Source organism: Roseomonas sp. 18066 (assembly GCF_902706185.1).
Classification (GTDB): domain Bacteria; phylum Pseudomonadota; class Alphaproteobacteria; order Acetobacterales; family Acetobacteraceae; genus Pseudoroseomonas.
The window spans coordinates 1-9,834 of sequence record NZ_CACSJM010000189.1 but is presented as its reverse complement, the minus strand read 5'-3'; the positions used below and the strand labels follow the sequence as shown (position 1 = coordinate 9,834).

Sequence of the window (9,834 nt, the reverse complement as noted above, 5' to 3'; positions counted from 1 at the left end):
CGCGCCGGGATCGTCGCGCAGCTTCGCCGGCCGGATGCCGCGCGCTTGGCCCGTGGCGCCACGGCCCCGCCGGCGCCACCCCGGCCGCCATCGACCTGACCGCTATCCGCCAGGCCGCGACGCGCGAGATCGACCCGGACAGCCTGCCGCGCGACAGCGCGGCGCTGCATCTGGGCCCGAGCTTCCCAGGCTTCGCGCATCTCTGGCTGGCGCCGGGCCGGGCGCTGGCGCGGGTCACCCTGGCCACGGGCGAAGCTGGTATCCCGCCGCGGCTGTCGGATGCCGCGATCCAGGCCGCCGTCGCCCTGCTCGGCGCCGCGGCCGAGGCGGCCGGCCAGGCGCCCGTGCTGCGCTATCCCGCCAGCCTCGACCGCCTCGAGATTTTCGGCCCACCGCCGACCGGCGAGGCCTGGATCCTGGCCGAGCCCGCCGATGCCGACACCGTCGCGCTGCTGCTGCTCGATGTCGCGGGCACGCCGTTCCAGCGCTGGCAGGGGCTGGCGCTGCGCCCGGCGGCGATGCCCGCCGCGCTGCCGGCGCCCCAGGCGATGCGCCCCGCCTGGATTATCGAAGACGGCTTCCCCACCGCCCCCGCCTGGCCGGACCTGCTGGTCGCCTCCGTGGCCGATCGCGCTTTGTTGCCCGGCATCACGGCACCCGTCGTGGCGCCCGAGGAAGCCGCAGCGGTTATCCGAACGCTCGGCCCGGCAGCGCCCTGCCTCTGGGTCACGGCGCTGGCGGAAACGCCGGAGCCCGCCGCCACCCTGGCGCTGCAGCAGATGGTGCGCGCCCTGGTCCAAGCCGGCTTCGAGGCGGCGCCGCTGCGGCTGCGCATCCTGACCGGCGGCGCCCAGCGCGTCACCGCCGCCGAGCGCCCCAACCCCGGCGCCGCCGCGCTGGAAGGCCTGGCCAAGGCCGTCGCCGCCGAATTCCCGGCCTGGCAGGTGGTGATCCTCGACATCGACCCGGCCGCGCCGCCGCCGGTGGAAACCCTGGCGCGCGACCCCGGCAGCCCGCTCGGCGAGGCCGTGGCGCTGCGCGACGGGCAACGCTGGCTGCGGCAATGGCAGCCGCTGGCCGCCGCGACGCCACGGCCGCTGGACGGCGCCTGGATGGTGGTCGGCGGCATGGGCCGGGTCGGCCGCGCCGTCAGCCGGGCGCTGCTGGCCCAGGGCGCGCGGGTGACGCTGGTCGGGCGCGCGCCGCTCGATGCCGGGCGGCAGCAAATCCTGGCCGAGCTCGGCGAGGGCGCCGACTATCTCGCCGCCGATGTCGCCGACGCTGGCGCCATCGCTGGCGCGCTGGCGGCGACAGAACAGAAAAACGGCCCGCTGCGGGGCGTCATCCAGGCGGTGGTCGATCCGGTCTTCGGCCGCACCGACCGCCTGCCGGAGGCCGAGTTCCGCGCCGCCCTGCGCCCCAAGGTCGAAGGGCTCGCGGCGCTGGCGGCGGCGCTGCGCGGGCGGCCGGGCAACCCCTCGCTGCTGGTGTTCTCGTCGATCGGCGCCTTCGCCGGCTTCCCCGGCATCGAGGGCCAGGGCGCCTATGCCAGCGCCTGCTGCTTCGAGGCCGCCTTCGCCCAGGCCCAGGGCGCGCGGGTGATCCATTGGGGGCTGTGGGCCGACCCGGCGCTGAACCCTGGCATGGTCGCCCGCCTGGCCGAGGCCGGCTGCTTCACCCAGGACGCCGCCGCCAGCGCCGCTGCCCTGGCCGGGCTGCTGGCCAGCGACGCGCCACAGATCGTCCATGCCGCGCTGTCCCCCGCCGGCTGGGCGGCGCTGGGCGCGGCCGATGCCGCGGCGCCCGCGACGCTGGCCGCCGTCGCCCGCGCCGCCGGCGCAGGCCTGCCCGCCACCGACCCGGCGCTGCACGAGGCCATGGAGGCGCATGCCCGCGCCAGCCTGGCCGAGCGCTGGGACGGCACCCTGCCCGTGCCGCCGGAGCGCGCCCCGCTCGCCGCGGCGCTGGCCGATATCCTGGCCCGCGCCACCCCCGCCGCCCCCATGGCCACCCGGGTCGCCGCGATGCGCGCCGCCGCGACCGGCGAGGCCGCCGCGGCGCTGGAAGCGGCGTTGATCCTGTTGGAAACGGGGCTTGGCGCTTTGCCCGGCATCCTGGCCGGCACCACCCGCGCCGCCGAGGTGCTGTTCCCCGGCGGCAGCACGGCGTTGGTGGCGCCGCTGTACCGGCACCAGCCGGCGCTTTCCGCCTGCAACGCCATGCTGGCGGCGGCCGTCGTCGCCCTGGCCCGGGCCCGCGCGCCGGCGCGGCTGCGCATCCTGGAGATCGGCGCCGGCACCGGGGCCAGCACGGCGCCGGCGCTGGACGCGCTCGACGCCGCCGGGCTGACCGCCGACTACCTGTGCACCGAGCTCTCCCCCGGGCTGCTGGCGCCGCTGCGCGCGGCGCTGGGCGAGCGGCCCGGGCTGCGGCTGGCGGTGCTGGACATCACCCGGCCGCCGGGGCCGCAGGGGGTGGCGCCGGGCCAGGCCGACTTGGTCATCGCCAGCGACGTGCTGCATGCGACGCCGGAGATCGCGACGTCCCTCGCCCAGGCGGCGGCGCTGCTGCGCCCGGGCGGGCTGCTGCTGCTGAACGAGACGACGCGCCGCGACGACCTGGCCACCCTGACCTTCGGCCTGCTGGACGGCTGGTGGCTGTCGCGCGACACGCACCGCCGCCTGCCGCATGCGCCGCTGCTCGACCTGGAAGGCTGGGGCATCGCCCTGCGCGAGGCCGGTTTCTCGGGCCTGCAAGCCGTGCCCGCCGAGGATGGCCCGACGCCCGCGCATGCGCTGCTGCTGGCGCGCCTCGCCCGGCCGCGCGCTTTGCCCGCCGTCGTTGCGCCGAAGCCGCGGGTGGTCGCCGCCGCTGCAACCCGCCGCGCCGATATCCCTCTCGAAAAAATAATCGCCGAGCAGGTCGGCGCCGCGCTGGAGCTGCCCGCCGCCCGCATCGAGGCCGATGCCCCCTTCGGCGAGATCGGCGTCGATTCCATCGTCGCGCCGCAGATCGCCGAGGCGCTGAATGCGCGGCTCGGCATCGCGCTGCGCTCGACCGACCTGTATAATTTCGGCTCGGTCGAGGCGCTGGCCCGGCACATTTCTTCCGCGTTCCCCGATGCAGCACCGGCCACGGAAGAGCCTGTGCTGGCGATCGAAGAACCGAAACCGCCCGCCGACGACGCCATCGCCATCATCGGCATGGCCGGCCGTTTCCCCGGGGCGCCCGATCTGGCTGCCTTTTGGGACATGCTGCGGGATGGCCGGCATGCGGTGCGGCTGCTCGACCGCTTCGAGTTGCCGAAGGAGCTCGGCACCCGCTGGGCGGCGCTGCTGGAAGATCACGACCGCTTCGACCCGCTCTTCTTCGGCATCTCCCCCGCCGAGGCTGAGGCGATGGAGCCGCAGCAGCGCCTGCTGCTGGAATCCGGCTGGCGCGCGCTGGAAGATGCCGGCCTGCCGCCGCAGCGTCTGGCGGGCCAGGACTGCGGCGTCTTCGTCGGCGTCTCGGCCAGCAACTACAATGCCGCCGCGGCGCCGCCGGCGCTGCAGACGCTGGGCGGGTCGGTCGCCATCCTCTCGGCGCGGCTTTCCTACCTGCTCGACCTGCAGGGGCCATGCCTGCCGGTGGATACCGGCTGCTCCTCCTCGCTGGTGGCGCTGCATCTCGCCTGTGAATCGCTGCGCCGCGGCGAGAGCCGGCTGGCGCTGGCCGCCGGCGTCTCCTGCAACATCCTGTCGCCGCATCTTTTTTCCTATCTGGCCGATGCGGGCATGGCCTCGCCCACCGGGCGCTGCCACAGCTTCGACGCGGCCGCCGACGGCTTCGTCCCCGGCGAGGCCGTCGCCTGCCTGGTGCTGAAGCCGCTGGCCGCCGCATTGGCCGAGGGCGACCGCATCCATGCCGTGATCCGCGGCAGCGGCGTCAACCAGGATGGCCGCACCAGCGGGCTGACCGCGCCCAGCGCCACCTCGCAGACCGCGCTGGAGACCGCCGTCTATCGCCGCGCCGGCATCTCCCCCGCCAGCATCGGGCTGGTCGAGGCGCATGGCACGGGCACAAAGCTCGGCGACCCGATCGAGGTGGCGGCCCTGACCGACGCCTTCCGCGCCTTCGACGTGCCCTCCGGCAATTTCTGCGCGCTGGGCTCGGTGAAGACCAATATCGGCCACACCATGGCCGCCGCCGGCATGGCGGGCGTCGCCAAGGCGGTGCTGGCGCTGCGCCACCGCGCCCTGCCGCCCAGCCTAAATTTTTCCGCGCCCAATCCGCATATCGACTTCGCGGCCAGCCCCTTCTTCGTCAACACGGCGCTGCGTGACTGGATCGCGCCGACGGATGGCGGGCCACGGCGCGCGGCGGTGTCCTCCTTCGGGTTCAGCGGCACCAACGGGCATGTGGTGGTGGAGGAAGCGCCCTCGGCCGCGGCGTTGTCGCCCGCCGCGCCCGGCGGCCGCGTGCTGCCGGTCTCGGCGCGCAGCGCGGCGGCCTTGTCCGTGGCGCTGCAGGAGCTGGCATCCGCGATCGAGGCCGCGCCCGACATCGATCTCGCCGATCTGGCGCATCACCTGGCCTGCCGCCGCGGCCATTTCCGGCATCGCCGCGCGGTGGTGGCCGACAGGATCGGCGCGGTGCCGGCCTTGCTGCGCGCCGCCGCTTCCCGGCCGGCTGCAAACGGCGCCACCGAAGATCCCAGCGCCCGCATCGCCGCGAACTGGCAACGCGGCGAGCCGGCGACGAACAGCGACCTGCAGGCCCTGGCGGCGCTGCATGAATCCGGCGCTGCCATCGACTGGACGACGCTGGCCGATGGCCGCCGCCGCGCGCTGGACCTGCCCGGCCATCCGTTCCTGCGCGAGCGCTACTGGGGCTTCGATCCCATGGCCGGCGCCCGTGACGCCGCGCCGCGCATCGCCGACCACCCCCTGCTGCGCGAGCATGTCGTCCAGGGCCGCCCGCTGCTGCCCGGCACCGCGGCGCTAACCCTGCTGCGCGAGGCCGCGCTTGGCGCTCGCCCCGGCAGCGCGCCGCGCCTGCAGGACATCGCCTGGCTGGCGCCGGTCGAGGCCGGCACGCCCCTCGACCTGCAGGCCGAGCCAATGAACGGCGACCGCCTGGCCTGCCGCCTGGTCGAAGCCGGCGGCACCCGCCTCTTCGCCCGCGCCACCGCCGTCTTCGACGCGACGCCAACGCCCGCCCCGATCGACCTCACCGCCATCGAAGCCCGCTGCGCCGAGACACTGGACGTCGGCGCCATCTACGACGCCTTTCGCGCCACCGGGCTGGATTACGGCCCCGGCCTGCGACTGCTTCAAACCTTGAAGCGCGGCACCGCAGAAACCATCGCCACGCTGCAGACCCCCGCCACCGAGCATCGCCTGGCCGCCGTGCTGGATGCCGCGCTGCAGGCCGCCGCCGCGCTGGGCCTCGGCGCCGGCGCCAGCGGGGAGACCTATGTGCCGGCCGGCCTCGCCGGGCTCGAGGTTTTCGCCACCCCCGAAGCCGGCGCCACGCTGCGGGCCCATGCGGTGCTGCGCCCCGGCGAGGGCGACCCGATCTTCGACATTGCTTTGCTGGATAGCGACGGCGCGATGCTGGCGCGGCTGCAGGGCCTGGCCGCGCGCCGCCTGCCCGGCGCCGCGCCCGCCGGCACCCTGGCCTGGCAGCCCGGCTGGGTCGCGGCGCCGCTCGCCCCCGGCGCGGCCTGGAACGGCGCCCGGCTGCTGGTCTCGGCGCGGAGCGCGCTGCCGGGCGTGGCCATCGCCAGCCCCGACGCCATCGCCTCGCCCGAGGAGGCCGCGCGGCTGCTGGAGGCGCATCTGGACGGCCGCCCGCTGGCCATCCTGGTCGATGCCGCCGAAGCCGCGCCCGCGGCCACCCTGGCCCTGGCGCTGGCCGGCAGCGGGGTGGAGGCGGTGCTGCGCCCGCTCTTCCTGCTGGCCCGCGCGGCGCTCGCCCGCGCCGAGGTGCCGTCGCTGCGCCTGCTGGTGCTGGACCGCGCCGGGGGCAGCCCGGCCGGCGCCGCCGCCGCGGCCTTCCTGCGCAGCCTTTCTGGCGAGGACAGCCGCCTGCAGGGACGTGTCCTGCACGACGCCTCCCCCGAGGCCATCGCCGCCGAGCTGGCCGACGATTGGTCTGGCGTCGAGGAGATCCGTGTTCAGGACAGCGTCCGGCAGAAGCGCCAGATGCAGCCGGTGACGCTGACGGCCACCGGCAAAGCGAGCTGGCAGAAGCCCGGCAGCCATTGGCTGATCACCGGCGGGCTGGGCGGGCTCGGGCTGCGCCTGGCGCGGCATCTGGTGGAGGCCGGGGCCGGCCGTATCTTCCTGTTGTCCCGCCACGCGCCGGATGCCACGCAGCAGGCAACGATGCGGCAGATCGGCGCGCAGGTCGCGCATGTCGTGGCCGATCTTGCCGATCCGGCTTCCTTGCGCGCGGCGCTGACGGAAATCCGTAAGGCGGGACCGCTGAGCGGCGTCGCCCATGCCGCCGGGCTGCTGCGCGACGCGCGGGTGGCGCGGCAGGCGCCAGCCGATTTCGACGCCGTGCTGGCCGCCAAGGCCCAGGGGGCGGTCGCGCTGGACCAGCTCACCGCCGGCGATCCCCTCGATTTCTTCCTGATGTTCTCCTCGACGGCGGCGCCGCTGGGGGCGCCGGGGCAGGCCGCCTATGCCGCCGCCAATGGCTATCTCGGCGGGCTGGCCGAGGCGCGCCAGGCGCTGGTCGATGCCGGCCGGCGCCAGGGGCTGACCCAGGCGATCGACTGGCCGCTGTGGCAGGAAGGCGGCATGCAGCCCCCGGCCGCGGTGGTGGCCGAGCTCGGCCGCCAGCTGGGGCTGCGGCCGATGCCGGTGGCCGAGGGGCTGCGCCAGCTCGACGCCGCTTTGGCCGCGCGGCTGCCGCGGGTGACGCTGCTGCATGGCGACACGGCGCGGCTGGGCACCATCCTCGCCCCGGCGCAGCCCGCCACCGCTGCTGAACCCCGCGACCCGGACGAGACAGAAAAATGGCTCGGCGCGCTGCTGGAGGAGGTGCTGCAGCTGCCCCCCGGCCGCCTCGACCCGGAGGAGCGGCTCGAGGAATACGGCCTCGATTCCATCGGCATCATGCGGCTGAACGCGCGGCTGGAGGCGGAGCTCGGCCAGGTGTCGAAGACGCTGTTCTTCGAGCACCGCACCCTGCGCGAGCTGGCCCAGCGCATCGCCCGCGACCACGCCCCCCCGGCGCCGAAAGCCCCCGCCGTCGCGACTGTGAGCGACGGACAAGAGATCGCCATCATCGGCATGGCCGGGCGCTACCCCAAGGCGCGCGACCTCGACGCCTTCTGGGACAATCTGAAAGCCGGCCGCGACTGCATCGAGGAAATCCCGGCGGACCGCTGGCCGCTGGAGGGTTTCTACGACCCCGACCGCGAGCGCATCGAGACCAGCTACGCCAAATGGGGCGGCTTCATCGAGGGCGTCGCCGAATTCGACGCCCGCTTCTTCGGCATTTCTCCCGTGGAGGCCGAAAGCCTCGACCCCCAGGCGCGAAAATTCCTGGAGACCTGCTGGGCGGCGCTGGAGGATGCCGGGCGCAGCCGCACGGAGCTGTTCCGCGGCTCGACCGACCCCAAGGCGCGGCGCGGCGGCGTCTTCGTCGGCGTCATGGCTGGCGACTATGCGCTGTTCGGCCCGGAGGAAGCGGCGCGCGGCAACCTCATCGGGCCGCAATCGGCCTATTGGGGCATCGCCAACCGGGTGTCCTGGGCGCTCGACCTGCATGGGCCCAGCATGGCGGTGGACAGCGCCTGCTCGGCCTCGCTGACCGCGGTGCATGCCGCCTGCCAGGCGATCCGCGCCGGCGAGTGCGAGCTGGCCCTGGCCGGCGGCGTCAACCTGATCCTGCATCCCAGCCGGCACTGGATCCTGTCCAAATCGGGCTTCGCGGCCTCCGACGGCCGCTGCCGCAGCTTTGGCGAGGGCGGCGATGGCTACGTGCCAGGAGAAGGCGTCGGCGCCCTGCTGCTGAAGCCGCTGGCGGCGGCGCTGCGCGACGGCGACCGCATCCATGCGGTGATCCGCGGCAGCGCGCTGAACCATGGCGGCCGCAGCGGCGGCTTCACCGTGCCCGACCCCGCGGCGCAGGGCGCGCTGGTGGCCGAGGCCCTGGCCCGCGCCAACACCCCGCCCGACAGCATCTCCTATATCGAGGCGCATGGCACCGGCACCGCTTTGGGCGACCCGGTCGAGGTCGCTGGCCTGTCGCGCGCCTTCGCCGGCCGCGCGGCGGGGAGCTTGCCGATCGGCTCGGTGAAATCCGCCATCGGCCATCTGGAGGCCGCCGCCGGCATCGCCGGGCTGACCAAGCTGGTGCTGCAGCTGCGCCACGCGACCCTGGCCCCCAGCCTGCATGCCGCGGTGCTGAACCCCGATCTGAGCCTGGCCTCGACACCGCTCACCGTGCAGCGGACGCTGGCCCCCTGGCCGGCGACGCCCGGGCAGCCGCGCCGCGCCGGCATCAGCTCCTTCGGCGCCGGCGGGTCGAATGTGCATCTGGTGGTGGAGGAAGCCCCGCCCGTCGCCGCCGCCCTGCCCACGACCGGCGCGATGCTGCTGCCGCTCTCGGCCGCGACGGCACCGGCGCTGAAGCAGCATGCGCGTGACCTGGCCGCCTGGCTGCGCCGTGACGGCGCCGATCTGGCCGGGATGGCCCGCACCCTGCAGGCGGGGCGCGAGCCGCTGCGCCACCGCGCCGCCGCCATCGTTGCCACCCGCGACGAGGCCCTGGCGGTGCTGGAGGCCATCGCCACCGGCGAAGCGCCTTTCGCCGGCGAGGTCCGCCGCGCGGCGGCCACCCTCGCCGACCCCGCTGCCCCGTTGCCGACGCTGGCCGAGCACTGGGTCGCCGGCACCGCGACGCCGGATTGGGACCGGCTGGCGCCGGGGGTGTGGCCGGTGGTCTCGCTGCCGACCTATCCTTTCGACCCGCGGCATTGCTGGGTGAAGCTGACCCGCCCCGCCGCGCCGCTCGCCTTGCCCGAGGGCGTCATCCTCGCAGCACCCGATGCCGAGGGCCACCGCGCGCTGCAGGTCGCGCCCACCGCGCCGATCCTGGCCGAGCACCGCGTCCAGGGCCGTGCCCTGATCCCCGGGGCGCTGCTGCTGCTGCTCGGGCTGCGGGCGCTGGGCGGGGCGGCTCTCACGGAGGCGCGGTTCCGCCGCCCGGTGGACGAGGCCGCCCTCGCCGCCGGCCTGGTCCTGGCGACCACGGCCGAGGGCTTCACGCTGCAGAACGCCGCCGGGGACGTCTTCGCCGAGGGCCGCCGTGGCACCCCCGCGTCCGCAACCGAGCTCGCCGGCGATTGCCCCACGGCGATCGAGGGCGAGGCCGCCTATGCCCTGCTGGAAGCCGCCGGCGCCGCCTATCGCGGCCGCTTCCGGCAACTGACAAAAATCCGGCGCGGCGAGGGCTGCGCCGAGGCCAATCTGGCTGGCGCCCCGGATTGGGCCGCGCTGCTGGATGCCGCCTTCCAGCTGACCTTCGCTTTGCTGCCCGAGGATGGCGCCGGCGGCCCCTATCTGCCCTCGGCCCTGGCGCAGTTTTCTATCACCGGCCGCGCCGAACGCGTGACCCGCGTGCTCGGCCGCCGTCGCGAGGCCGGGCCCGGGTCGATCCGCCTGGACCTGACCCTGGTCGATGCCGCTGGCGAGGCCCAGGCGTCGCTGCTCGGCTTCGAGGCGCGGCGTGCCGGCCCGCCGCCGCTCGCGCTGCCGGCGCTGGAGGCCTGGACCGCGCTTTGGGACCCGGCGCCGGACACCGCCCCCGCGACGCCCCCCGCCCGCCTTTGCC

At 75.5% G+C, this 9,834-nt stretch carries 1 protein-coding gene; it reads left to right on the top strand.

From position 1 onward, the window contains the following. Nucleotides 1-9,834: SDR family NAD(P)-dependent oxidoreductase (locus GVN67_RS25795; RefSeq protein ID WP_160000189.1), on the top strand; the 9,834-nt coding region annotated here is incomplete at both ends.